The organism is Bacillus sp. FSL R5-0709 (genome assembly GCF_038004785.1).
GTDB lineage: Bacteria > Bacillota > Bacilli > Bacillales > Bacillaceae_G > Bacillus_A > Bacillus_A mycoides.
In genome coordinates, this window is the sequence record NZ_JBBORT010000001.1 from 3776662 (window position 1) to 3802910 (window position 26249).

General features: G+C 35.8%; 28 protein-coding genes. 6 read left to right on the forward strand and 22 right to left on the reverse strand.

The genetic code is table 11. From position 1 onward, the window contains the following. Positions 1 to 31 precede the first annotated feature (31 nt). Positions 32 to 919 (reverse strand): 2-dehydropantoate 2-reductase, encoded by an 888-nt coding sequence (gene panE, locus MKX37_RS19115; protein ID WP_002128863.1) that lies wholly within the window; start codon positions 917 to 919, stop codon positions 32 to 34. A gap of 295 nt (positions 920 to 1214) precedes the next feature. On the opposite strand from panE, the gene MKX37_RS19120 reads away from it, so the two are divergent. After that, positions 1215 to 1688, forward strand: coding sequence for an N-acetyltransferase (locus tag MKX37_RS19120; RefSeq protein ID WP_002014751.1), 474 nt, complete (start codon positions 1215 to 1217; stop codon positions 1686 to 1688). A gap of 33 nt (positions 1689 to 1721) precedes the next feature. On the opposite strand, the gene MKX37_RS19125 is transcribed toward MKX37_RS19120, so the two are convergent. The 3 genes from MKX37_RS19125 to MKX37_RS19135 form a co-directional block, all read right to left on the reverse strand. After that, the gene (locus MKX37_RS19125) at positions 1722 to 2228 is read right to left on the reverse strand and encodes an RsfA family transcriptional regulator (RefSeq protein ID WP_002066865.1); all 507 of its coding nucleotides are present in this window, start codon (positions 2226 to 2228) and stop codon (positions 1722 to 1724) included. Between the two features lie 129 nt (positions 2229 to 2357). After that, positions 2358 to 2531, reverse strand: coding sequence for a 50S ribosomal protein L32 (rpmF, locus tag MKX37_RS19130; RefSeq protein ID WP_001984764.1), 174 nt, complete (start codon positions 2529 to 2531; stop codon positions 2358 to 2360). 61 nt (positions 2532 to 2592) lie between these two features. Next, entirely contained in the window at positions 2593 to 3093 is a 501-nt protein-coding gene (locus tag MKX37_RS19135; protein WP_002014753.1) for a YceD family protein, read from the reverse strand. 153 nt (positions 3094 to 3246) lie between these two features. Between MKX37_RS19135 and MKX37_RS19140 the strand changes: the two genes are divergently transcribed. Continuing rightward, entirely contained in the window at positions 3247 to 4488 is a 1242-nt protein-coding gene (locus MKX37_RS19140) for a nucleotidyltransferase (protein ID WP_175491553.1), read from the forward strand. Positions 4489 to 4514: 26 nt separating this feature from the next. Here the strand turns inward: MKX37_RS19140 and MKX37_RS19145 are convergent, their stop codons facing one another. Both MKX37_RS19145 and MKX37_RS19150 read right to left on the reverse strand, forming a co-directional pair. Further along, the gene (locus MKX37_RS19145) at positions 4515 to 5540 is read right to left on the reverse strand and encodes a SepM family pheromone-processing serine protease (protein WP_002088283.1); all 1026 of its coding nucleotides are present in this window, start codon (positions 5538 to 5540) and stop codon (positions 4515 to 4517) included. After that, positions 5533 to 6324: a patatin-like phospholipase family protein gene (locus tag MKX37_RS19150; protein ID WP_002088284.1), complete on the reverse strand. Its 792-nt coding sequence runs from the start codon at positions 6322 to 6324 to the stop codon at positions 5533 to 5535. Before MKX37_RS19150 ends, MKX37_RS19145 begins: the two co-directional genes overlap by 8 nt. A 112-nt stretch (positions 6325 to 6436) precedes the next feature. Between MKX37_RS19150 and ylbJ the strand changes: the two genes are divergently transcribed. Next, positions 6437 to 7666: a sporulation integral membrane protein YlbJ gene (gene ylbJ / locus MKX37_RS19155; RefSeq protein ID WP_002033736.1), complete on the forward strand. Its 1230-nt coding sequence runs from the start codon at positions 6437 to 6439 to the stop codon at positions 7664 to 7666. Here the strand turns inward: ylbJ and coaD are convergent. Further along, positions 7658 to 8149, reverse strand: coding sequence for a pantetheine-phosphate adenylyltransferase (gene coaD / locus MKX37_RS19160; protein WP_002128865.1), 492 nt, complete (start codon positions 8147 to 8149; stop codon positions 7658 to 7660). The genes ylbJ and coaD overlap by 9 nt on opposite strands. Beyond that, positions 8146 to 8712 carry a 16S rRNA (guanine(966)-N(2))-methyltransferase RsmD gene (rsmD, locus tag MKX37_RS19165; protein ID WP_001266992.1) on the reverse strand — a complete coding sequence of 189 codons (567 nt, stop codon included), beginning with the start codon at positions 8710 to 8712 and terminating at the stop codon, positions 8146 to 8148. Before rsmD ends, coaD begins: the two co-directional genes overlap by 4 nt. Positions 8713 to 9241: 529 nt before the next feature. Here rsmD and MKX37_RS19170 point away from each other — a divergent pair. Further along, positions 9242 to 9631: a DUF7147 family protein gene (locus MKX37_RS19170; RefSeq protein WP_002128867.1), complete on the forward strand. Its 390-nt coding sequence runs from the start codon at positions 9242 to 9244 to the stop codon at positions 9629 to 9631. Positions 9632 to 9686: 55 nt separating this feature from the next. On the opposite strand, the gene MKX37_RS19175 is transcribed toward MKX37_RS19170, so the two are convergent. The 6 genes from MKX37_RS19175 to MKX37_RS19200 all read right to left on the reverse strand — a co-directional run bounded on the left by MKX37_RS19175 (position 9687) and on the right by MKX37_RS19200 (position 13203). After that, positions 9687 to 9953, reverse strand: coding sequence for a YlbG family protein (locus MKX37_RS19175; RefSeq protein WP_002088292.1), 267 nt, complete (start codon positions 9951 to 9953; stop codon positions 9687 to 9689). A gap of 127 nt (positions 9954 to 10080) precedes the next feature. Next, positions 10081 to 10533 carry a YlbF family regulator gene (locus MKX37_RS19180; protein WP_002128868.1) on the reverse strand — a complete coding sequence of 151 codons (453 nt, stop codon included), beginning with the start codon at positions 10531 to 10533 and terminating at the stop codon, positions 10081 to 10083. 116 nt (positions 10534 to 10649) lie between these two features. Continuing rightward, on the reverse strand, positions 10650 to 11222 hold the full coding sequence (locus MKX37_RS19185; protein WP_002014767.1) for a histidine phosphatase family protein: 573 nt from the start codon (positions 11220 to 11222) through the stop codon (positions 10650 to 10652). Between the two features lie 77 nt (positions 11223 to 11299). Beyond that, positions 11300 to 11545: a YlbE-like family protein gene (locus MKX37_RS19190; protein ID WP_002014770.1), complete on the reverse strand. Its 246-nt coding sequence runs from the start codon at positions 11543 to 11545 to the stop codon at positions 11300 to 11302. An 11-nt stretch (positions 11546 to 11556) separates the two neighbouring features. Then, a complete protein-coding gene (locus tag MKX37_RS19195; RefSeq protein ID WP_002088296.1) occupies positions 11557 to 11994 on the reverse strand; it encodes a YlbD family protein in 438 nt (145 codons plus the stop codon). Positions 11995 to 12168: 174 nt separating this feature from the next. Then, a complete protein-coding gene (locus tag MKX37_RS19200) occupies positions 12169 to 13203 on the reverse strand; it encodes a CAP domain-containing protein (RefSeq protein ID WP_002088298.1) in 1035 nt (344 codons plus the stop codon). A 207-nt stretch (positions 13204 to 13410) separates the two neighbouring features. Here MKX37_RS19200 and MKX37_RS19205 point away from each other — a divergent pair, with 207 nt between their 5' ends. After that, positions 13411 to 13776, forward strand: coding sequence for a YugN family protein (locus tag MKX37_RS19205; RefSeq protein WP_002014773.1), 366 nt, complete (start codon positions 13411 to 13413; stop codon positions 13774 to 13776). Between the two features lie 36 nt (positions 13777 to 13812). Here MKX37_RS19205 and ctaG read toward each other — a convergent pair whose 3' ends face one another. From ctaG to cyoE, 6 genes are all read right to left on the reverse strand, one after another. Next, on the reverse strand, positions 13813 to 14718 hold the full coding sequence (ctaG, locus tag MKX37_RS19210) for a cytochrome c oxidase assembly factor CtaG (RefSeq protein WP_033708188.1): 906 nt from the start codon (positions 14716 to 14718) through the stop codon (positions 13813 to 13815). Between the two features lie 81 nt (positions 14719 to 14799). Continuing rightward, positions 14800 to 15132, reverse strand: a complete 333-nt coding sequence (ctaF, locus tag MKX37_RS19215; RefSeq protein ID WP_078421718.1) for a cytochrome c oxidase subunit IVB — start codon at positions 15130 to 15132, stop codon at positions 14800 to 14802. A 3-nt stretch (positions 15133 to 15135) separates the two neighbouring features. Then, complete coding sequence (gene ctaE / locus MKX37_RS19220; protein WP_000557861.1) at positions 15136 to 15759, reverse strand: cytochrome c oxidase subunit III; 624 nt, start codon at positions 15757 to 15759, stop codon at positions 15136 to 15138. After that, a complete protein-coding gene (gene ctaD / locus MKX37_RS19225; RefSeq protein WP_002014777.1) occupies positions 15759 to 17594 on the reverse strand; it encodes a cytochrome c oxidase subunit I in 1836 nt (611 codons plus the stop codon). The genes ctaE and ctaD overlap by 1 nt, the downstream gene beginning before the upstream one ends. Positions 17595 to 17654: 60 nt before the next feature. Beyond that, the gene (coxB, locus tag MKX37_RS19230) at positions 17655 to 18704 is read right to left on the reverse strand and encodes a cytochrome c oxidase subunit II (protein WP_002088304.1); all 1050 of its coding nucleotides are present in this window, start codon (positions 18702 to 18704) and stop codon (positions 17655 to 17657) included. Positions 18705 to 18797: 93 nt separating this feature from the next. Further along, positions 18798 to 19721, reverse strand: coding sequence for a heme o synthase (cyoE, locus tag MKX37_RS19235; protein WP_002033731.1), 924 nt, complete (start codon positions 19719 to 19721; stop codon positions 18798 to 18800). Between the two features lie 497 nt (positions 19722 to 20218). Here cyoE and ctaA point away from each other — a divergent pair, with 497 nt between their 5' ends. After that, on the forward strand, positions 20219 to 21154 hold the full coding sequence (gene ctaA / locus MKX37_RS19240; protein WP_002014781.1) for a heme A synthase: 936 nt from the start codon (positions 20219 to 20221) through the stop codon (positions 21152 to 21154). Between the two features lie 86 nt (positions 21155 to 21240). Here the strand turns inward: ctaA and pyc are convergent, their stop codons facing one another. Then, on the reverse strand, positions 21241 to 24687 hold the full coding sequence (gene pyc, locus MKX37_RS19245) for a pyruvate carboxylase (RefSeq protein ID WP_002167744.1): 3447 nt from the start codon (positions 24685 to 24687) through the stop codon (positions 21241 to 21243). A gap of 333 nt (positions 24688 to 25020) precedes the next feature. Next, positions 25021 to 26202, reverse strand: a complete 1182-nt coding sequence (locus MKX37_RS19250) for an FtsW/RodA/SpoVE family cell cycle protein (protein WP_002033727.1) — start codon at positions 26200 to 26202, stop codon at positions 25021 to 25023. Positions 26203 to 26249 lie beyond the last annotated feature (47 nt).

A 26249-nucleotide genomic window follows, 5' to 3' on the forward strand; every position in this document is an offset into this window, starting at 1 on the left:
CAATGTTTCACGTAAAAGCAAAGAAAAACACTTATAATTCCATTCCTTTTATTGCATTGAACAAAAATCGAAGTGTCGGAACAGATTGTTGTTGTTCCTTAGCTTCTTCTAATACATATCCAACAATCGCGTTAACTTCCGTTTGTCTATTCGCTCTTACGTCCGCTAACATAGATGAAGTATTATGGGATGTTTTTTCACATACTTGGCATACCATTTTCCATAGCATTTCCTTATCTTCTTCTTTAACAAGAAATGCAACTTCCTGAAATACTTGCTCCATCATTTGATAAAAAAGCGGGTTTGAAATTAACTCCCCGTTCTCAACCCGCAATAATGCCGTCAACGGATTAATACATACATTGACTACTAATTTATTACGCATAATCCCCTTCCAATCATCTTCTATCTGAATCGGAAAATAATCAAAAGGAAAACAATTAAATACCTTTTTAAAACAACTAGATTGACCACGCACTACACCAAACTTTGTAACACCTATTCCAGTATGACGAACTGTATGTCCATCCTCTTTTTTTGCACCATGCTCCACAATCCCGACTGCTATACGTTCATTTCCTATTTTTTGCATAACGTGAAGATGTGACATTCCATTTTGCAAAAAGATTAATGACGATTCTCCCTGCACAAAAGGTAATATATCAGTTACATGATATTGCTTTACAGCAATAAATGTATAATCTAACTGTTTATCCAGCATACTTTCTATCGGTAAAATAGATGGAAATACCGTTTCACGTTCTCCATTCCTAATACAAGTTACACCCGTTAAGTTTAATTCTTCTGCTTGCTTATCGTTTCTTGTAAACAACGTAACATCTTGATTACTTTTTTGTAAATAAAATGTATATAGGAGACCAATAGCTCCCGGTCCAACAATTCCAATTTTCATCTTCACACAAAGAACTCATATTAACAAGTGATATAAGTTCCCTTGCCTTTCCCCCTTTATATCTTATTAAATTACAATTACATAGTTGAGGATTCAATTATCTTTTAACAAATGCAACCTCTTCTTTCACTACGTATATACTACCTATATACATAGTTCTATTCTTAGTTTAGCAAATCCTCAAAAAAATAATGAAAGAAATATTCTATCTTCTTCATAAAAATTTAAAAATGAGTTATAATATTATTATAAATATTTTAACTTTTCTGCATTCAACAAGATAAGAAAAGGACGTGATGTAATGGGATTCCCAAAAGTTGAACGCTTGCTCATCAATTATAAAACATTAGATGAATTTAAAAAGTTTAAAGGGTGCGGAGCTCAAGAACTATCCATGTTGGAAGAATTACAAGCAAACATTATTGAAAATGATAGTGAGTCTCCATTTTACGGTATTTATTATGGTGGATCGCTAATCGCACGTATGAGTCTATATATGAAAAGGAACGGTGGAGAACCATTTGAAATTACAGGTACTTACCTAGAACTTTATAAACTTGAAGTATTGCCGACTTTTCAAAAACAAGGATTCGGACAAATGCTTGTTAATTATGCGAAACAACTACAATTCCCAATTAAAACGATAGCACGTATCCAGTCATCTGGTTTTTGGGATAAATTAAGTTTCCAGCCAGTATCAGTAACTGATGGTGATTTTTATATTTGGCATCCAGAAACAAATTCGAATGCGATTACAAACGAAGAATCTGCATAAGAAACAAAAAAAACAGCTGTTACGCAGCTGTTTTTATTTCTTTAATTTTTCTAATTCTCCATTCGAGCGAGCGCCATTTCTTTCCGCTACCATTACACTTCTTTTTTGATCGATATAATCAAGTAATGTTCTATATTCTTCCTCATATACTGATAATCGCTCCAGAAGACGTTCTTTCTCTGTTTGTAACGATTCAATTTGTTGTTGCAACACCATTAAAGAGCTTTCATCTTTATAATTTCGCAAGAATTCAATAACATCATTCAATGTAATTGATGTAGGCTCTAATACCTTTGTCTCTTTCACTTCATAATTTTCTACTTTACGAAGTTGCTTTGCTTCTTCAATACGTTCTTTGTATTGCTTTCTAACATAAGAATTCCACCTAAATCCACATGCTGCTGGTGTGCGAGACAAATGTCTCCCCACTTCTTTAAAGGCAGAAAGTTGCGTTCCACCTTCTTGAATATGCCGGAGTACTACTTCTGCCAGAAGCAAATCTTCATCATCAGTCCAAGCATCTTGTCTTGTTGTCGCCATCTCTCTAGTCCTCCCTATGCATTTTTTATTAAGCATATGCAGTTACTAGAAAAGATAGAATACAACAAATAAAGAATAAGACAAAAAAAATAAACGTAGAAGATATCTTCTACGTTTATTTTCCCACAATTACTTGCTGATTACTTCTTTACCTTTGTAAGTACCGCATGCTTTACATACACGGTGAGCTAATTTCGCTTCACCACAGCTTGGGCACTCTACCATACCAGGTACTGATAATTTGAAATGCGTACGACGCTTTCTTTTTACTGTTTTAGAAGTTCTTCTAAAAGGTACAGCCATTCTTCCCACCTCCTTAAAAGAAATAGTTATTTTCATATGAAGGCCTAAACCAGTCTTCCGATTATTTGTCAAAAAACTTTGCAAGTCCTGCTAATCGTGGATCAACAGTCTTTTCTTTGTTTTCTTCCGAAATCACTTGCCAGTCTTGACCTTGCATCGGTGCTCCACCAGAAACATCATCACTGAAAATTTGCATTGGAATCTCCAAAAGTATATTTTCCTTGATTACGGGCAGTAAGTCAAGTACTTCTCCTTCTAAACAATGAATTTCAGCTTCTGTTTCAAATTCTTCTTCTGAAGTTTGGAACACCTCAGTTGTTTTAATGTCAAATGGTAATGTCACATCTACTAAAGAGCGAGAACATGGTAAAACCATGCTTCCAGTTATATGTAGATGAAACGTAAACTTACCGGAGCCAAAATCAACTCTTCCTGTTACATGAGCAGGATTAATTTCACGAATATCTTTCTCGACCTCTTTTAGTTCACTTACATCTACCATTTCATTTAATGTCAATCCTTTATTTCTCAATTTATTCAATTGATGGATGGACCATTTCATATCATATCACCTCAAGGCAACAAACAAAATTATAGCTAGCCATTTTATATTTGTCAATGTTTTTTCTTTACACTATAATGAAGTCATCATAGGAAATAATATATAGACTATCACGTTTTCCAAAAAGATGCTACATCGAAAGGAGAGATTACCATAAAATCCAGTGGTATTGTTGTTGAATATAACCCTTTTCATAACGGTCATGCTTATCATGTGCAACAAACAAAAAAGTTAACACAGTCTGATATTATTATCGCCGTTATGAGTGGTCCTTTTTTGCAGCGTGGTGAGCCCGCACTCATCTCCAAATGGTATCGTACCAAAATGGCCTTAACAAACGGCGTAGACCTCGTTGTAGAGCTTCCATATGCATTCGCAACACAAAAGGCCGAAACTTTCGCAAATGGCGCAATTTCGATTTTAAACGCCCTTGGTGTTTCTGAAATTTGTTTCGGTAGTGAAGATGGACAAGCTGAAAATTTCTACAATACCATCGCTATACAAAAAAATGAAGAAGAGACTTTTAATCGTCTTGTGAAGCGATTTATGAATGCAGGTAATAGTTATGCCAAAGCTACATCTGAAGCCTTTCTACACATCTTACCACCCGAAAAAAACGTAGATATGTCACAACCAAATAACATTTTAGGCTTACAGTACATTAAAGCAATTCTCTTACAAAACAGTTCGATGCAAGCACAAACTATAAAAAGATTCGCCTCTCATTATCATGATGAAACATTTCACGATCAACATATTGCAAGTGCAACAAGTATTCGCAAACAGCTATTTAATGAAAACAGTTCCTCTACAACTATTGAGCCTTTTATCCCGAAAATGACTGCTTCTCTTTTAGAAAACTACAAGCAAAACTACGGGACGTTACATAACTGGGAAAAATACTTTTCATTTTTTAAATACAAACTTATGACGATGTCTTCAGAGGACTTACAACATATATATGAAATGGAAGAAGGTTTAGAGCATCGTATTTTATCAAAAATACAAAACAGTTCATCTTTCTATTCATTCATGGAAGCATTAAAAACAAAACGTTATACATGGACTAGATTGCAAAGAGCTTGTACACATATTTTAACAAATACAACGAAGGAAGAAATACACAAAGCAAATATAGAGCAACATGCGCCGTATATCCGTCTTCTCGGAATGTCACAAAAAGGACAAACTTATCTTTCTAGAAATAAGAAAAAAATAGAACTCCCAATCCTTACTCATACAAAAACATTCGAACATCCAACTTTAGATATAGAACGAAAATCAAATGCTGTATATTTCTCCATAATGCAAGAACCTTTGCGGACACAACTGCTAAAACAAGACGCAACGCATCATCCAATTCGTTATGATGAAATAACGAAAAAATTCCTATAAGAAAAACCTCTCTTCTTCAGAGAGGTTTACTTTGTTTTACCCATTTTTTCCAAATAAGTTAATGCATCATCCAGTGTGTCCACCGGTACAATTTTCATCTTCGTTTTAATATCTTTCGCAGCTTCAAGAGCATCTTTATAATTCGATTTCTCTACACCTTTTTCATTTGGCGCAAAAAACACTTCAGCTCCCGCATCACTAGCAGCTACTACTTTTTGCTGAATACCACCAATTGGACCAATTTCTCCTTTATCATTGATTGTACCTGTTCCAGCTATTTCATGTCCGTTTGTTAAATCTTCTTCAACGAGCTGATTATAAATTTCTAGTGTAAACATTAACCCCGCTGATGGACCGCCTATTTCATGGGAATCGATTTTCACTTTCGGATCTACTACTAACTCTCTTTCTGTAACGATAGAGACCCCTATACCGACGCGTCCATTCCCATTAGGGATCGTCTTTACATTTAAATTTTCTTTAAACTGTTTTCCGCCCCGCTTGTATTCAATATTTACTGTGTCCCCTTCTTTTTTCCCTGTCATATACTCAATAAATTGTTCCGTCTTGTCGAATATTTTTCCATCGACAGCTATAATAACATCTCCAAGCTTAAGCTTTCCCTCTGACGGCATACCCTTTGCTACACCAGCAACCAGTACACCTTTATTTTCAAAAGAAACAGAGCGATTTGCACGTTTATAAGCATTATAGATTGCTGCATTTTGCGAATCTTTCATTGCATAATTTTGGCGAAATTGATATTCTTCATCACTCTCGCCTTTTTGCAATATTTCTTCCGCCTTCGAAACGTGTGTATATTTATTAAATTGCGCGGCTATTAAGTTCACCACATTAGCAGGTCCCATTGAGACAGTGACAAGCATGAAATCGCCAGACTCTTTAGTTCCACCGTCAACTTGCACGTACGGCGCTAATTTCGCGGCCATACCTGGTTTTGTCACATAATACGGCAAGCGCACATAAACAAGTAGCATCGCCAATATAACCCCTATTAAAATTGCATATATAAACCGAAAACGCTTAAACATTATGTTTCTCCTTCCACTGCTCAATTAGTAAATAAATGTTTGAAATATGTTTTTCCGCTTCCACTTCTCCGACCCTAATAATGTCTTCAATATGTGTAAAAGCACGCGAACTAAATTGTTCCACTGCTGGCCGCATCATTAAATCTGATGCTATTTGCCGATTCATCACAAGTTCATGTTGCATAATTTCAATACTTTGCATAATTACATCATAAATCGATGTAACCTCTCCATTCACCTTAATTGGAGATACATCAACAGCAATAACAATATCAGCACCTAAATCTTTTACAACCGATACTGGAATACGGTCAATTACCCCTCCATCCACTAATAAGCGGCCATCTATTTTTTCTGGAACAAACACCCCTGGTACAGATATACTAGCTCGAACCGCCTCCGCAATCGGACCACTTGTAAAAACAACTTTCTCCCCCTTCAAAATGTCAGTAGCCACAACAGCTGTCGGGATATCTAACTCTTCTAAATTTTTATTATATGTAAACATTTTAATCATATCTTTAATACGTTTTCCAGCAATAAATCCCATTTTAGGAACTGTAAAATCCAAATAATATTTCCTTTTGAAAACAGCTGCCAATTTATACAGTCTTTCAACGTTACAACTCGCTGCATAAAATGTACCAATTAATGCCCCTATACTACTACCTGCTATCATGTGAATAGGGATGCCAGCTTCCCTCAACACTTTTATTACCCCTATGTGAGCAAAACCTTTTGCACCTCCGGATCCAAGCGCTAAACCGATTTTTGGTTCCTTCATTTTTCTCACCCTTTAATTTTTTTCATTCCTTTTTCATACTTATGGTCTAAATTCACCACATATCCACGTATACTGAAATGAACGTTTTTGGGACAAAGGGGGATTTTCTTACATGTACGAAAAATGGAAAACTGCTTTTCTTACCATATCAATGTTATTTTTAACCTTTTCTCTTGTACTTCACCCCCAAGATGCTTTGCAAGCTTCAATTCGCGGGTTAAATATATGGTGGGAAGTTGTATTCCCTTCACTACTACCGTTTTTCATCATTGCGGAACTTCTAATCAGTATTGGTATTGTAAAATTTATCGGTGTTATATTAGAACCACTAATGCGTCCACTGTTTCGTGTTCCAGGGGTAGGCGGATTTGTTTGGGCAATGGGAATGGCTTCAGGATTCCCCGCTGGCGCCAAATTAAGCGCTAGACTACGCAAGAGCAATCAACTAACACAAATTGAAGCGGAACGACTCGTATCTTTCACAAATTCTTCTAATCCACTTTTTATTTTCGGAGCGGTTTCTATTGGTTTTTTCAATAATCCGAAATTAGGACTCGTATTAGCAGCAGCACATTATATAAGTAACTTTATCGTCGGATTACTTATGCGCTTTTATGGTAATAACGATACTTACATAAAAGACAAACATACGAATCAAAAGCGTGCCTTTCAAAACCCTTTTTCCATCCTCCACCAAACACGTATGCAAGAAAAAAGACCAATCGGAAAACTACTCGGTGACGCTATCGTTTCTTCTATTCAAACATTGCTCATGATTGGTGGGTTTATTATTTTATTCTCTGTTTTAAATAAAATGATTACTGTTTTCAAAATTACAGAAGCGCTTTCTTTTATTATGCAACATATTTTATCATTCTTCCAACTTACATCCCAATTTAGTATTCCGATATTATCCGGTATTTTTGAAATGACGCTTGGAAGCCAAATGATTAGTCAAATTAATGAATCAACACTTCTTCAACAAGCGATGGTAACAAGCTTCATTTTAGCATTTAGCGGTCTTTCTATTCAGGCACAAGTAGCAAGCATATTAGCGGAGACAGATATCCGCTTTAAACCATATTTTTTAGCTCGAATTATCCAAAGTATTCTCGCTCCTATTTTCACTTTTATATTTTGGGGACCATTTTATGAAAAAGTTCATTCTTTCTCGCCTACGCAAGAAGATCTTCCCGTATTTTTATTGAATCATTCTTATACACTAACTGATATTTGGACATCATTTATACACTACGGACCAATCTTCACCTTATTTTGTTTATATTTGTATGTCATCTTATTGTTTTTACGCATTCATAAAGAAAAACCCCGTTCACTTTAACGGGGTTTTAAACTTTTCTTTTAAAGCACGCTCTACAATCGGAGGAACAAGGTCTACTACACTCCCACCATATCTCGCAACTTCTTTCACAATACTTGAACTTAAAAATGAATATTGATTATTTGTCATAATGAAGAAAGTTTCGATATTTTCGTCTAATTTTCGATTCATTGAAGTAATTTGCATCTCATATTCAAAATCAGAAACTGCTCGCAAACCACGTAATATTGCATTTGCATTACGCATTTTTGCATATTCCACCAATAATCCACTATGTGAATCAACTTTTACATTCGGAATATCCTTTGTCGCCTCTCGAATTAACTCTAGGCGTTCTTCTACCGAAAAGAATGGTTTTTTTGATGAATTGTTTAAAACAACTACATATACTTCATCAAATACTTTTGCTCCCCTTTTAATAATATCCAAATGTCCAAGGGTAATTGGATCAAAACTCCCTGAAGAAATAGCTATACTTGTCATTCTGTCCCCTCACCTTCATACTTATAAATCGAAATTGCTGTAATCCCGTAGTTTTCTGCCCGTACTTTTACAAGCTCTCCTATAGAATCAGGTAAAACCACGTCATCCCCATGCTCTGCCATAATGATGCCATCTTTATTTAACAATCCATGTTGATCCATTACACTAACTAAAGACACAATTTTTTGAGCTTTATATGGAGGGTCTATTAGTATAAGATCGAATGATATTTCACGCTTTATAAGCGCCTTTACCGCACGCTCTGCATCATTTCGGTACACTTCAGCTTGTTCTTGTAGTCTACAGCTTTCTAAATTTTGATGAATGACTTTTATCGCTTTACTATCTCGGTCAACAAAAATCGCTTTATCAATCCCTCTACTTATGGCCTCAATTCCAAGACCACCGCTACCACCAAATAAATCAAGAGCGATACCACCATCATAATAAGGACCTATCATATTAAAAATAGATTCTTTCACTTTATCTGTCGTTGGACGCGTTGTATTACCAGGTACCGCTTTAAGTGGGTGCCCTTTACATTTTCCTGAAACTACTCTCATCTGTTGTCACTACCTTTATTTCAATCTATAGAGCGATTACAGCAAATTCATTTCAATTCGGTAACCGCTACCGATTCATACTATTTCATACATTTTTTCATTAATCTGTTATTTAACTAATTGAAAACCTCAGTTAAAATAATCGCTCGCTATTTCTTTCATATCCATTTCACTATTTGCAAGCAACAACCCTCTATGTACATCAGTTCCACTTTACCTTTTTTATCCTATCATAAAATAAAAAAAAGAAAAATAAAAAGCCTAACATAAATTTTAATTTCATTATGTATATCTTCATTTTAGATTGGACATAAATAAATATAACAACATCATTTTCGATGTTGTTGCCAACCGCGGAGAAGACTTACGTTTCCCCATAAGTTCTTCCTCCGGTTTCTCCTCTCCCTTTGCCTTCTTACTAGTAGTACATACTAGTATTAGAAGGGCCCTGCTTTGCAGGGTTTTTTTATTTGTCTACTTTTCATTTAAAAAGTCAGGTGGTACAGTAAAAGAAAGAGGAGGAAAAAATATGATTCAACGCTTTATAGAACTCGGAGAAGGCTACTCTGACTTATATGAATTACTTGAAATTGCCAAAAAAAACCAAGAACGTGTAACACATATGTTACAATTCGAAACTGTAAAAAACGAAAAAAAAGTGTGTTCACTTGTTGTAATACTAAAACCGACAACTACTGGTGATTTCCAACCATTATACATATGTCGTGAAGGCATTCCTGTACTTGAAAATAAAAAAAGTAAACGTGTCGTTTTATTTGAAGAAATGGCGGAACAAATAGGGAAAAAAGTTACTCCCTTTACTGTAAAACCATCAACAACTTTCCCTGAAAAAGAACTATTTTTTAATCATCTAATTGGTATTTTACGAATGAACAATTTCATTCCTCCAATGAAATAACACGTTATTTCAAGTAAAAAAATCCCCTGCTAAATTTAGCAGGGGATTTTTTTACTTAGCTATAATCGTATTCTTTTGCCCGATCAGGACGCGAATTTTCGAATTCCGTTTTTAAAAATGGGCGATACGACTGTTCTACTTTTTTTACAAAAGGAAGTTTATTCAATTTTTGCATCATATGCTCAATTTGTTCCATATCACAATATACAACGGCATATTTCAAACGTTTTGATATGTAATGAATGTTACCATATTTCCTTAAAATCTTGGCATGTTTCAATGAATGTAAATAAACAATCATACTTTGTCGTTGCCCGAACATAATCTTCTCCATCTTCTCCTTTTAAAAACTTATATTCTTATATTTTATGAAAACCAATCATAAATTTATGACATTAAAGAACAAACTCTGTATACGTTTTCTTCTATATTCTAAAAAACGGGGTAAATTACCCCGTTTTTTTACAACCACAACCGCCTCCGGTACCACAACCACCGCCACAGCCACCCGCATCAAAAAACGGATTTCCTGTTGGAACTTTAACGGAAGAAGACACCTCAGAACCAATTGCTACACTAACTTCATCTAATAACTTCTGTAAAGTTGTTTCTGCTCTTTTAAAGGTCGCAACCTTATCATGCATATCTACAGAACGCTTTAATTCCCTCATTTTCGTCGAAACGAAAGTATAATCAGGATGATATTTACCAAAACGTTGCACTTCTTCGTATCGCTCTTTCATCGCTGTAAATTGCTGAATTAGCGTCTGAACTTCTATATCTTCTTGTAAATCCTTATAATACTTACGGTAATCTTCTGCTATATCTGAACAGATGATCGCTTTTGCAAGCTGCTCTGCCTTATCTAAAATCAATACGCTTTCCAGCGTCGCTACAATCATGAGAGACACCTCCGAGTATTCATCATAACACATTTGGAACAGAACTACTAATTGAAGTGTCTCACCTAAAAGAAAGATATGATTCTAATTACTTTTCATACAATCTCCTTGCACTCTTATACACTAATATGCTCCGCAATATTATATTTAAGAACATCCCATTTCCCGCTATTCTCTTTCACGTAGCTAATACATGCGTTTTTTAACGGCGTTTTAAATGTAATTTCATTTGGTGCAATTGCGTGTAAAATAGCTTTTATTGCATGTGAATGCGCAACAATGATAATACGTTTATCTCCATGTGCTGCTGCAACCTGTTGTAAAGCCGTAAAACAGCGCTCTACAATTTCTTCATCCTGCTCCATTCCTTCTACATTACCTTCTGTAATTAACTCTCTAACGGCCGCAACTGGTTTCCCAGAAGCTTCGCCAAAATTACGTTCCATAAATCGCTCATCTAATAAAATAGATGGTAATCCAATAGCCCCAGCAATTTCCTTAGCTGTTTCTTGCGCTCTAATTAACGGGCTACTTATAATTATATCCCACGATTCCGCTTGCAAGGCAGCTGCACTTTGACTCGCTTGCTTCTTCCCAACTTCATTGAGTGGAATATCTTCGCGCCCTTGAATAATCTCTTGAAAGTTCCAATCAGTTTGTCCATGTCGTACTAAACAAATTTCCGTCATGCTGCAACTCCTTTTTTAAATAATCCGATTCTATTGTAACAAAAGTTTTGCATAACGGACATAGTTTTCCCTTCCAATTACGTCGTATTTTGCTGCTTCATATACTGGAACATATCAATCATAATTGAAGCAACGGCCAATTGATTTTGAAATTTTTCCACTTTATCTGGTATCGTTTTTTTGAAATGCTGCATGGCAGCTAACTCAAAAGCTTCTTTTTCTTCTGGGTTACGCGTCAATTTCCGGTACCAGTATGGCTGTTCCCGAATATAGCGAGCTAAATCCTCATCAGCTTTTATAAACTCCATAAGCTCTGCTCTCATTCTCTTTCCCCCTAATCCTTTTGAAAGAAAAAAGGATTATTTTCAGAAGTACTTTGTTCTTGCTGCGCACGGTTTCCTTGAAATTGTTGAATAACTTGTTGCACGCTACCAATCGCACTCGTTACATTTGCTAAATGATGTTGCATTTGTTCTACGTCTAGCTTTTTAAAGAAAGAAAGCATTTGCCCCATCACATCAGCAGTTTTTTCCTCTTCTGTTCGATTTTCTTTTTCTTCTTTATTTTCTTTTACCGAAGAAAAAGCAGGTGCTCCATCAGGTCTATATGCTGTCCATATTTGATCTTCTTCACCAAGTAAGTACCATTCTTCATAAAATTGCTGCCAAGTTTTTTGACCACTTCTAACCTCATGAACCATTTTAGGGTGATGGTTTACAAACTCTTTAAACTGTTGAACCGATGGATGTAACGGCCCTTTTGTTGTTGGCATAATCCTCACCTCTTCATGTATATCTACTATATTGTAAGAAAAAAAAGGCACATGGTTCGCCTATTTTTAGACGATTCATGCACCTTTTTATCTTCCTATTTGTGGACAGTTAAAGCCCGATTGGTGAAGGCTAATAATCATTGAAGGATGCCCTCCACTGATTAAAGTTTCATTTTATTTTCGGATAAAGTTTTGAGTATAAAATTTATCATATACCCCAACACCTAATCCAGTAAATTGCTCATTTAATAAATTCTTTCTGTGACCCTCACTATTTAACCAACCTTGTACCGCCGCAATTCCATCGCTATGTTGCGCCGCTATATTCTCACCAGCAAGTTGAAAAGCCACTTGCCCACGTTGCAAGCGATCTCCTAACGTACCAAAAGTAGGTGAATCGTGTGAAAAATAATTATTATCCTTCATATCTTTACTATGGCCAAATGCAACATCTGCAGTTTGTTGATCCAACGTTAACAACGGTAATTGATGACGACTCCGAATAATATTTGTTAAATCGAGAATTTGTTGCATATTTCCATTTTCTACTTGCTTCATTTTTTCTGGCGTCAGCGGCTGTTCCGCTATTAATTCACCTGAATAAACAAGTTGATATGGTCTTTGTCGTAATAGCGTTTCATCATCCATATAACGAAGACCAACAAGCTCATGTGTAAAGTGATCAAAGTATAATTGTGCCCATCCATCTTCTACAGGTACTAGCGGTTGTTCCATTACTTCCGTATCAGATAACTCAAATTGATAACTATTCTTTCCTCTTTTTAATGAAATCTCATGTGAAAGTGGATTCTTTTTATATACCTCTTCATACTTTTCATTTATATAATAGGGAGCCACCTTAACTTGCTCACCAGCAACATACGCCGTTACAACTTTACGTTCAGCAACTCCAAATTGAACATACTGAGCTAAATCTTGATTATACACCCACCATTCATATCCATAAGCAGACGGCTCTATTCGAGATGGTTCGCCCCACTTCGCTAATAAATTCTCAGAGTCCCCACCGATCATATTTAAAACAGTGTCTGTGGATTCTTCATTTACTTGCTTCTTCTTTTTCACAATTTTATTTTCTTGCTTAGAGTGAGATGGGGTTAATATATATTGTGACACGAGTAACTTCCCGTATAAATCAACAGCTAAAATTAAAAATGTAATCATTACGATACGCAATAATTTCTTCAAACGATATACCTCCTGAACAAAGCATAAAATCGAGATATACACAAATCCTTTTTTTTCCTTTTTTGTGTGTACCGTACTCTTTTCACTATATCATATTTTCACGAAAAAAGTCTGGATTATCCCTTTTCTCGCAATACGAATTGCACTTTCTTATTATTCGTACTATTATAAAAATAATGAACTAACATTAAAACAAGGAGGTATTTTATGCAATTTACAAATACAAACTTTACTGATGCAGTCGTTGATCTAACTCTTTTAACTGAGATTATGGAAAACAATCATTTTGTACTTGCCGGACAATGGGATTACGAACGCGTTACATATGATTATAAATTTGAAATATTAAAGGATATTTATTATTTACGTGTACAAGGATTTGCTGTTGAAGGTGACATCGGCGGCAGACACGCTCAAGTAAAACTATTGCCACCCTTATTAGGAAAACATTATTATCCTCATGGCGTTGAATATGGCGATGATGAGATTTTTCCAACGAATGTACTTCAAAAAAGCGAACAACTCCTACAAAATATTGAAAAAGAGTTAAAAGAATTTCAAATTATTGAATAACAAAAAAACTAGCGCATTAACACGATGCGCTAGTTTTTATTTCGTCTGCAAATAAGGAGGTAACTCTTGCAGCTGCTCTTTATCCTTTTCACGCTCTCTACGTGCCCATTTAAAGAACACATAACCGATAATCGTACCGTACACTATTTCCTGGACAATTTTCATAATAATACCACCTGTTTGCTGGTCTTGTACTACCGGCATCCAATGTAAAAATTCTGGTCCAGTTATATTTAAATCTGATAAAGTACCCGCCGGTACACAGAGTTCCATTGCCTTCATCCAAGCGGCCGGATCTGTATATGTTGCAAATAATGGTGCAGTCGCAAAAATTATTAACGCACAAGCTGGCGTTAATAAAATACCATTAGCAAACATGTAACCAAGCTTCTTAATATCACTTAAAGTTTGATATTCTGGCAGTGGATTTAACATTGGCCACCACATCATCATTGCTGCAAAAAACAATATAGCAAGGCAAATAGGATGCGCTATTTGACTTTGTTTTACTGCATCAAAAACAATTGGCAAATGATAAAAGGAAAACAGGCCATTAAATACAAACAACGCAATAAGCGGCTTAGCAAAAAACTTTATCACAATTTGAACGAACTTAAAAGAAGTAATATAACGATATAACCAAACAGGTATACCAAGCAGTAATAACGGAGGCACCGCAATATACATTACTGCCATCTCAAACATATGTGCACTAAATATGATATGACCAATTAAATCAATAGGTCCTCCCTTTACAACATACAAAAGAACAATCCCGGTCGTAAAATAAAAAATTTGCTTCTTACTTACCTTCGTCGCATTTTCAAATCGCGTTCTATACGGTCCAATAATTAAAAAATAACTAATAAGAATCGAGATCATAAATAATAAAAAAATTGGACTCCATAAAGCTTGAAAACCAAATACCCATAAGTTTTCCATTTCCACACCTACCTTTTCAAAATTCTTATATTTCATATAAAAAGAGGGCTTTGATATATCAGAGCCCCCTACTATCACTGTTTAAATCCACACAATTGTCATAAAGGCTAATATTGTTAATAAACCAATTAACAATCCAGAGTACAAGAAGAAACTCGCCGCTTCATGCCCTTTATGATTCATATGCATGAAATAATATAACTGAAATATAACTTGAATGACTGCTAACAATAATATAAATGGAACCGAAAAAATCGGGCTAAATGTTTTCGGATATGCCACCGCTGCAAATGCAACTAATGTTAAAAAAATCATTAGTGAAAATGTAACAACTTGGTGCTTCATTTCCTCTGCACTTTTTCTCTTCCGATAAACAAGATCCACCTTAGGATTATTCGTTTGCTTAACCGCCATTGTTTATCCCACCATTCCCATCAAATATACTACAGTGAAAATAAACACCCAAACTACGTCAATAAAGTGCCAATAAATTGATGCAACATAAAACTTTGGTGCGTTGTATAAATTTAAGCCTCTCTTCGCGTTTCTAAAGATTAATGTTAAAATCCAACATAATCCAAACAACACGTGGAGCCCGTGTGTACCAACAAGAGCATAAAATGCAGAACCAAATGCACTACTTCTCATAGTATGCTTAAATTCATGCGTATAATGATAAAACTCATATATTTCAAACCCCAAAAATCCTAAGCCAAGCAACACTGTTACAAGTAACCAAAGTTGCATTTTCTTAAAGTTAAAATTTTTCATATGATACATTGCGTATACACTCGTTAAACTACTTGTTAACAAAAGCATCGTCATAATGAAAACGAGTGGCATTTGAAACATCTCTTGAGATGTTGGTCCACCATTTGTAGAGTTCTTTAACGCTAAATATGTGCCAAATAAGGAAGCGAACAACACTGTTTCGCCTCCAAGAAATAACCAAAAACCAACAAACTTATTTTTCCCCTCAAGGGTTGCTTTTTCAGGCTCTGCTGGAAATGTTTCATTCGTTAATTTCTCATCTACATGCATTACGCCTTGCCCCCCTTATCATCTAAATCTTCCTTATGAATATGATATCCATGATCATCAATTACTGAACGAAGGAACATTGTACCAAACGTAATGATTAAACCGATAATCGCTACTAATAACCAAAATTTATCTTTGCCACCCTGCATATACATCGCACCGAATGCTGCTATGAATAAGCCTAGAGAAATGATAAATGGTGAAAATGAAGCATTTGGCATATGAATATCACCAACTGGTTCCGCTGCTGTCATCTCTTTATTACCTTCACGTTTTTCAATCCAAAACGGATCTAACCCGCGAACAAATGGCAATTGTTTAAAATTGTATTCCGGTGTTGGTGCTGGCATTGTCCATTCTAATGTACGTCCATCCCATGGATCACGGCCAGCCTTCTCTTTTGATACCGTTGTTTTTATTACATTGAATAAAAGAACAATCGTTCCAAGAGCCATAAACACAGCTCCGATAGAACTAATCATATTCCCCATTTCCAACCCTTGGCCCTCAAGATATGTGTAGTAACGACGTGGCATACCAATCAATCCAAGGAAATGCTGAATAAAGAATGTTAAATGGAAACCGATAAAGAATAACCAAAATGTTATCTTACCTAATGTTTCATTTAATACTTTATTAAACATAAGTGGCCAATAATAATGCGCACCTGCAAGTAAACCAAATACAACACCACCAACAATTACATAATGAAAGTGTGCTACTACGAAATAATTATCATGAAACTGATAATCAGCTGGTGCAGAAGCAAGCATAACACCTGTAACTCCACCCATAACGAAGGATGGAATAAAAGCTACCGCCCACATCATTGGTGTTGTAAACCTAATACTTCCACCCCACATTGTAAAGAGCCAGTTAAATATTTTAATACCCGTTGGAACTGCAATCGCCATTGTTGCAACCGAGAAGATAGCATTTGCAACAGGCCCAAGACCAACAGTAAACATATGATGCGCCCATACCATAAATCCTAAAAACCCTATTAATACTGTCGCGAACACCATAGAGGAATAACCGAATAATCGTTTTTTCGAAAATGTGGCGAAGATTTCTGAGAATATTCCGAAAGCTGGGAGTATAAGAATGTATACTTCCGGATGACCGAAGATCCAGAATAAATGCTCCCATATAATCGTGTTCCCACCTAGTGCCGGATTAAAGAAACTTGTGCCAAATAAACGATCTAACATTAAAAGTCCTAATCCTACAGTTAATGGTGGAAATGCAAATAAAATAAGTGAAGATGTTACAAATGTTGTCCATGTAAACATCGGCATGCGCATGTACGTCATCCCTGGCGCGCGCATATTAATAATTGTAACAAGGAAGTTAATACCTCCAATTAATGTACCAATACCTGATATTTGCAAGCCGAGTACATAAAAATCAACACCATGTCCTTTAGAGGCTAAAGCTAAAGATGCATACGATGTCCACCCTGCATCAGGCGCTCCTCCTAAAAACCAACTTAAATTTAAAAATAATCCACCAAAGAAAAATAACCAAAATCCGAGCGAATTCAAAAACGGGAACGCCACATCACGTGCTCCAATTTGAAGTGGTACAGCGGCGTTCATAAATGCAAACACGAGTGGCATAGCTGCGAGGAAAATCATTGTTGTACCGTGCATCGTTAATACTTGATTATAAGCATCCCCAACAAGAAAAGCATTGTTAGGAATCGCTAACTGCAGGCGAATAAATAGTGCTTCTATTCCACCTATTACAAAAAACAATCCACCTGCAATTAAATAGAGAATGGCAATCTTTTTATGGTCTACTGTCGTTAAATAATCCCATATGACAGCACCCATCCCCTGTTTTTTTGCTACAGAACTCACGTTTTCAACCTCCCCTTCGCAAATGATCCCTCTTTATTTTTCAATCTTTAACGTTTGTAAATATGCATTTAATGCATTAATTTGATCATCCGTTAAGTTGCCATATTTACCAGTCATTTTATTACCTGGTTTCATATTTTCAGGATCTTTGAGCCATTTTTTTAAGTTCTCTTCATTATTTTCGGCAATACCAGCAACCATATCGCGATCTGCGAAGTTTGCTAAGTTCGGTGCGATACGAGCAGAAGGTGGTCTACTATCATTTGATCCAACTGCATGACAACCAATACAGCTTTTATTAAATATTTCTTGACCCTCTTGCGCCTTTGTAGAAGCTACTTCTTTTTTTCCATCAATCTTCTTCATGTCAGCAAGCCACTTTTTGTACTCGCTTTCATCCAGAGCTTTCACTTTGAACTGCATTAAAGAATGTGATGGGCCACAAAATTCTGTACAAAAACCATTATAAGTGCCCGATTTATCTGCCTTTAACCACATTTTGTTTACATTATCTGTATTTGTATCCATTTTCCCAGCTAAAGATGGAACCCAAAACGAATGTTTAATATCGGCACCCTTCAAATTCAAATACACTTTCTTACCTGTGGGGATAACTAAATCTTGAGAAGTTACTATTTTTTCTGATTTATAAGAAAATTCCCACCAATAAAGATTCGCTGTTACATCAACAACGATAGTATCTTTATCAATATTCTTTTTCTCCATCGCACTTACATCAGCAAGCTTGAATGTATATGTAACAGTCGGAACAGCCAAGATTAACAAAAGAATAATCGGAATGACTGTCCATATAATTTCTAGTTTGTGATTTCCTTCAACTTGCTCTGGAATATAATCTTCCTCACCCTTTTTTTGTCGGAAACGCACAATTACATATAAGAAAATAATAGTAACTACAAGTACTACTCCTACCATGATTGCACTCGCTAGTAAGAGCAAATCATATTGCATTTTTGCTACTTCCCCTTGCGGAATTAAAGTAGACTGAAAAGCTTTACCGCATCCCCCTAACAGTAAAGCCAGCAGTGAAACGAACGAAAGCAGTCGCCACTGTTTCTTCATACAAACAACCCCCACTTTCTTTGTGAATTAGATTGTACTTTATAGTTAAGTAAAGTAAATCTCAACGTAAAGAAATCCAATCATGTCGTTGTCTTAGAAGAATGTAACTACAATCATTGACACAAATAAGATTGTTAAGTAATTCAGGGAATAAACAAACATTTTTACGGACCACTTGATGTCATCTTGCTGACGGAAGCCATAAAGCCCTAATGCGATCCATCCGATGTTAAGCAATGTTGCAATTACCATGAATGTTATTCCAAGTCCACTCATATAAAATGGTAGTGGTAATAAACATACTGTCCAAATCATAATCTGACGTTTCGTAATATCAAATCCCTGTACAACAGGAAGCATTGGGATTCCTGCATTTCGATATTCATCAACACGCTTCATCGCTAATGCGAGGAAATGTGGGATTTGCCAAATAAACATAATTAAAAATAACATCCAAGCAATTGGATGATTTAAAGACGGATCAATTGCCGCCCATCCAATTAAAGGTGGAACTGCTCCTGATATACTACCTACAACAGTATTTAACGTATATTTTCTCTTCGTCCATAACGTATATAAAACAACATATGTGAAGGCACCAATAAATGAGATTAACACTGCCATCGGTGTAGTAAGTAATAAAAATGCAAAGCCAAGAAGTAAAATTACAAGTCCAAATGCAAGTGCAAAGCCAGGTTTATATTTACCTGTTACCGTTGGACGGTTTTTTGTTCTTTCCATTAATGGATCGATATCTCGGTCAATGTAGTTATTTAAACAACATACCCCTGCCATAATTAATGCCGAACCAACGATTGTGAAAAATAACTTATCTAGATTGTCCATAACACTCAATCCATTAAAATGTAAAGCCAACCAAAATCCTGTAAATACAGTAAGTGTATTTGAGTTTACAATCCCCATTTTAACGAGCGCTGATAAATCTTGTAACCGAGTTGTTTCCGGTACAATTGAAACAGCTGACTCATCATGCAGCTCACTTGTTGCATGGTTCATCACTTTAACCCCCTCTTAAACCTATCATCTTTCTAAGCATATATTTCATGTGAAATATTTCGCTTCTATATAGCAATATTATTACAGTAGAAATATTGTTAACCCATTCTACTACTAATCTACGCCCATACTCCAATATATTAAATCACATTTCCCGAACATTTTGTGAAGAAAACATGAACTTTTTGTGTCGAACATTAAAAAACTTTATTCTAATTTATCCTTATCATAACATGATGTTATCTTCTATAATAAACTATTTTGTCATATTTAGCATGTATTCTCCCCATTTCTTTTCAAAATAGCCTAAATTCCTCCTAAAATATGTATTTTAAATCCCATTTTTTTCTTTATAATACGTACGTTGTCCTCGCCCTCCATTTCTTTGCTATTTTATTATTTTTTATATATCATAGGACTGTAGCACGTTTTATTCTATACATAATGGAATGAAAATATTTCGCAATAACTTCATAGCAGAAAGATGGTGAAAGAGATTGCAACGCTTTATTAAATGGTTAGCAGTCATTACAAGTCTCGATTTATTAGTAGTTTTACTAGGAGGCGCTTTAGTTACAAAAACGGGTTCAGGCCAAGGATGCGGCAAATCATGGCCTCTTTGTAACGGTGAATTTGTTCCATCTAATTTATCAATGGAGACTATTATTGAGCTAAGTCACCGCTTAACATCTGGATCAGCAGGAATCCTTGTTACTCTTCTTTGTATCTTGTCCTGGAAATATTATAAACATGTGCGCGAAACAAAGACGTTAGCAATTTTATCCTTCGTATTTTTAGTTGCACAAGCATTAATGGGGGCGGCGGCGGTTGTTTGGGGTCAAATGCCTGCTGTATTAGCTATTCATTTCGGTATTTCCTTAATTTCATTTGCTTCTGTCATCTTGTTAACGTGTCTTATTTTTGAAATTGATCAGAAATTTGATGCACGTTCACTCATTATGGACAAAAAAATGAAATTTCATATTTATGGTGTAACAATTTACAGTTATATCGTTGTCTACACAGGAGCTTTAGTACGTCACGAACGAGCTACCTTAGCCTGTCCAGACTTCCCTTTATGTAGCAAAAATAGACCTATGCCAACTCAACTACATGAGTGGGTTCAAATGGGACATAGAGTTGCAGCGATGTTAATTTTCGCTTGGATACTATATGCGATGATTATCGCTATTCGCCATTACAAGCAGCAGCGTGTAGTATACTGGGGATGGATTATTTCATTTATCCTTGTTACACTTCAAGCTATAGTAGGGATTTTAGTCGTATTTACAAATGCTAGTTTAGCAATGGCATTATTACATTCGCTCTTCATTTCTTGCCTGTTTGCTGTACTATGCTATTTAGTTATGATAGGTACAAGAAGTACAGTCAATGCAAAAGAAACTGAATCAACTTCTAAGCAAACAAAATAAAGTAAAACTTTAATACCTTGCCAATTCGGCAAGGTATTATTTACACACAAAAAAGAGCTGCTTTCGCACAGCTCTTTTTCTTTATTTTAATGATCTAATTCAATGAGTAAATCTCCCGTTTGAATTGCATCCCCATCATTTACATATACTTTTTTCACTTTACCACTAAATGGCGCTTGAACCGTCGTTTCCATTTTCATAGCTTCTGTAATTGCCATGGAATCACCTTTTTTCACTTCATCGCCTTCTTTTACAACTACTTTAATAACAGTTCCCGGCATCGTTGCGCTAATATGATTTGGATTTTCACGATTCCCCTTCACACGCTGTGCAACAGTTGATTTCACGCTTTCATCTTTCACTACGATTTCACGCGGTTGTCCATTAAACTCCAGGTAAAGCACACGATTTCCATCTGGCTGTGGCTCCCCAATGGAAACTAGTTTAACCATCAATGTTTTACCTTGCTCGATTTCCACATCAATTTCTTCACCAAGTCTCATACCATAGAAGAATGTCGGTGTATCAAGCACAGATACATTTCCATAAATCCCAGCAACTTTTTCGTAGTCCATAAATACTTTTGGATACAATGCATATGCGACTACATCAAAAATTGTTACTTCGCGTCCAAGTTTGTGGAATAACTCTTCTTTTAAAGCATCAAAATCTACTGGTTCTAATAATTCACCCGGTCTTACTGTTAATGGCTCTTTCCCTTTTAAAATAATTTTTTGTAATTCTTTCGGGAAACCACCATATGGTTGTCCTAAATCTCCAGAGAACATTTCAACAACAGATCCTGGGAAGTCCATAGCATGTCCACGTTCTAAAATATCTTGTTCTGTTAGGTGATTTTGAACCATAAATAATGCCATATCACCGACAACTTTAGATGATGGTGTTACTTTTACAATATCGCCAAACATATCATTAACACGGCGATACATCACTTTAACTTCATCAAAGCGATCTCCTAAACCAACCGCTTTTGCTTGTTGTTGAAGATTACTATACTGTCCACCCGGCATTTCATGCATATATACCTCTGTGTGAGGAGCATTCATACCACTTTCAAATGGAGCATAGTATTTTCGTACATCTTCCCAATAATGAGATAGTTTTTCTAATGAGTCTATATTAACATCTGGTTGTCTTTCGTTTCCACCTAACGCATAGTATAATGTATTCGCACTCGGCTGTGACGTTTGACCAGCCATAGAACTCACCGCTACATCAACAATATCAACACCTGCTTCAATCGCCTTCGTATACGTTAAAATACCATTTCCGCTCGTATCGTGTGTATGCAGGTGAATTGGAATCGACACCGTCTCTTTTAGTGCTGAAACTAAATCATATGCTGCGTTTGGCTTTAGTAAGCCCGCCATATCTTTAATTCCTAAAATGTGAGCTCCTGATGCTTCCAACTCTTTTGCTAAATTTTTATAATAATTTAAATCATATTTACTGCGTAACGGATCATGAATGTCTCCTGTGTAACACATTGTTGCTTCTGCAATCTTACCAGTATCTCGTACAGCATCAATTGCAACTCTCATGCCTTCTACCCAGTTTAAGCTATCAAAAATACGGAACACATCAATTCCGGCTTGCGCGGAACATTCTACAAATTTTTGAATTAAATTATCTGGATAGTTTTTGTATCCAACTGCGTTTGAAGAACGAAGTAACATTTGGAATAAAACGTTTGGCATTTTTTCACGAAGATCTAGTAATCGTTCCCATGGATCTTCTTTCAAGAAACGATATGCAACATCAAACGTTGCACCGCCCCACATTTCTGCTGAGAATAAGTTTGGTAACATTCTCGCTGTCGGCTCTGCAATGTGATGTAAATCTTTTGTACGAACACGAGTTGCAAGTAATGACTGATGTGCATCACGGAATGTTGTATCAGTTAAAAGTACACGCTTTTGATCTTGTACCCACTTTACTAATCCATCCGCTCCACGCTCATCCAAAATTTGTTTCGTTCCATTTTGCATTGGCTCTGAGTGTATCACATTTGGTATACGAGCATCTGGGAAAATTGGTTTCTCTTTTTTCCCTACTCCCGGGAAGCCATTTACTGTTACTGTACCAATATAATTTAACATTTTTGTTCCGCGGTCTTTACGTTTCGGGAACAAGAATAGTTCAGGTGACGCGTCAATAAATGAAGTGTCATATTCTCCTGATAAGAAGTTTTTATGTTTTACTACATTCTCTAGGAATGGAATATTTGTTTTAATACCACGAATACGGAATTCTTTTAAGTTACGTTCCATTTTTGCAGCGGCTTGTTCAAAAGTAAGTGCCCAAGTAGTAACTTTTACAAGTAAAGAATCGTAGTACGGTGTAATAACTGCACCTTGGAAACTATTACCTGTATCAAGACGAACACCAAAACCACCACCTGATCGGTACGCCATAATCTTTCCTGTATCAGGCATAAAGTTATTAAGTGGGTCTTCTGTTGTTACACGAGATTGGATTGCAAATCCATGCACAACCACTTCCTCTTGCTTAGGAACACCTACCATTTTGCTATGTAATGCATGTCCATCAGCTATTAAAATTTGCGATTGAACGATATCCACTCCTGTAATCATCTCTGTAATCGTATGTTCAACTTGAACACGTGGGTTTACTTCAATGAAGTAAAACTCATCACCTTTTACAAGGAATTCTACCGTTCCAGCATTTAAATAATTTACATTTTTCGTTAACTTTACTGCAGCATCACAAATACGCTGACGCAAATCATCTGAAAGCGACACGCTCGGTGCAATTTCAACTACTTTTTGATGGCGTCGTTGTACAGAGCAATCACGCTCATACAAATGAACAACATTACCTTCTTCATCTGCTAAAATTTGTACTTCTATATGTTTAGGTTTTTCAACGAATTTTTCAACGTACACTTCATCATTACCAAAGGCTGCTTTTGCTTCTGATTTCGCGCGATTATACGATTCTCTTAATTCTTCACTAGCACGTACAATACGCATACCGCGACCGCCGCCACCAAGGGATGCTTTAATAATAATCGGGTAATCATACTTTTCAGCAAATTCTTCAACTTCTTCTATTGAATTTACTGGACCATCACTACCAGGAATAATTGGAATTTGTGCTAGCTGCGCTTGTGTTCTTGCTTTAACTTTATCTCCAAACATGTCTAAATGCTTACTTTTTGGACCGATAAAGATAATCCCTTCTTCTTCACAACGTTTTGCAAATTGAATATTTTCTGACAAGAAACCATATCCAGGGTGGATTGCATCTACATGATTACTTTTCGCAATCTCAATAATGCCTTCAATATCTAGATAAGCATCAATTGGCTTTTTCCCTTCCCCAACTAAATAGGACTCATCGGCTTTATAGCGATGATAAGAACCGCTATCCTCTTTAGAATAGATCGCAACTGTGTTTAATCCAAGTTCTGAACATGCTCGGAACACACGAATTGCTATCTCTCCACGGTTAGCTACCAATACTTTTTGAATACGTTGCAGCTTTGTCATGATTTTCCCCCTCTATTTTCCTACCACTCTAGAGATAAAATACATACACACTCTAAAGAGCGTGAAGTTCTTCACTTTCTACATTATATTATACTTAGAAAGCTTCACTTTATTTTTATCCATCATACCTTATTTTTCAACAAATGATAAGTTTTCTGATCGATTTGTTTCACAAAAATAGTATAGCATACCTCTTCCTTTTCTAACAACAATATTGTATATCACATTCACTTAAATGTAATATACTTTTCGTTTTATAACAATCAATATTGTATCACATTTAAAATCTAACAAAATAAAAAACACATTGAACTCTAGAGCTCAATGTGTTTTTTATTTTACAACAACAAGATGCGGTCCACCTTGTTCTATTTCGTTAGTCAATTTGTTTTGTTGTTTCTCTTGTCGTTTTACATAACTAGCAATATTTAACAGTATACCCATTGCAAGTAAATTAGCCAATAAAGAACTACCACCATAACTTATAAACGGTAATGGTACCCCTGTAAGCGGTATTAACCCAGACATACCACCAACATTTATAAAAGTTTGAACTCCAAACAAACTTGCAATTCCAATTGCTATTAAACTTCCAAACGGATCTCTGCACTTTTGTGCAACCCTAAATGCCCGAATAATAATAAGTAGTAAACAGATTAAAATGACAGCTACGCCTATAAATCCAAGTTCTTCAGATATAATTGCCATAATAAAATCTGTTTGCGGTTCTGGTAAGTATCCATATTTTTGCACACTGTTCCCTAACCCTCGACCATTTAGCCCTCCTGAAGCAATTCCAATAAAAGAATTTATTAATTGGAACCCATCATTTTGAGGATCGTTAAATGGATCAAGAAAAACTGAAAACCGAGCTTTTTGGTACTGACTTAACTTATAGTTCCCAATAAAATATAACGCTGGAATCCATATTATAGACGTTAAGAGGAATCGCTTTATACTTAAATTAACATTAACTCCTGAACAAAAGAACATAATCAGTACAGTTCCACCTATTAGTATATCGGTCCCTAAGTCATTTTGAAGTAAAATTAATCCCATCGCTCCACCGACAACAGCTAGAGGAGGAATTATCCCTTGTACAAAAGCTGTTTGCGTTTCTTGTTTCTTAGCAAAAAAGTTTGCTAGCGTAATAATAACCGTTATTTTCACAAACTCAGCTGGTTGTATACCTAATATCCATCCTTTTGCACCATTTATGACCTGACCGAAAAGAAAGGCTGCTGCTAATAGACCAATACTCCCTATTCCCATTGCGATCAAAACTATTCGCTTTCTCCACAACTTATAAGGAATGGCAACGATAATCGCTAACATTATCGTTCCAACAGCTAGAGCAAATAATTGTTTTTTAAAAAAGTAATCTGCTGGCCAGTTATGTCTCGACGAAATCGCAACAATGGAACTAGAACTATATACCATTATAACTCCCAACACACATAAGATAACAAGAGGAAGTAATAAGGAATAATCCATCGATTTCCATACTTTTTTCATTTCATTTCCTCTTTCTGTTTCAATTTAATTATTGTTGTATTCCATAT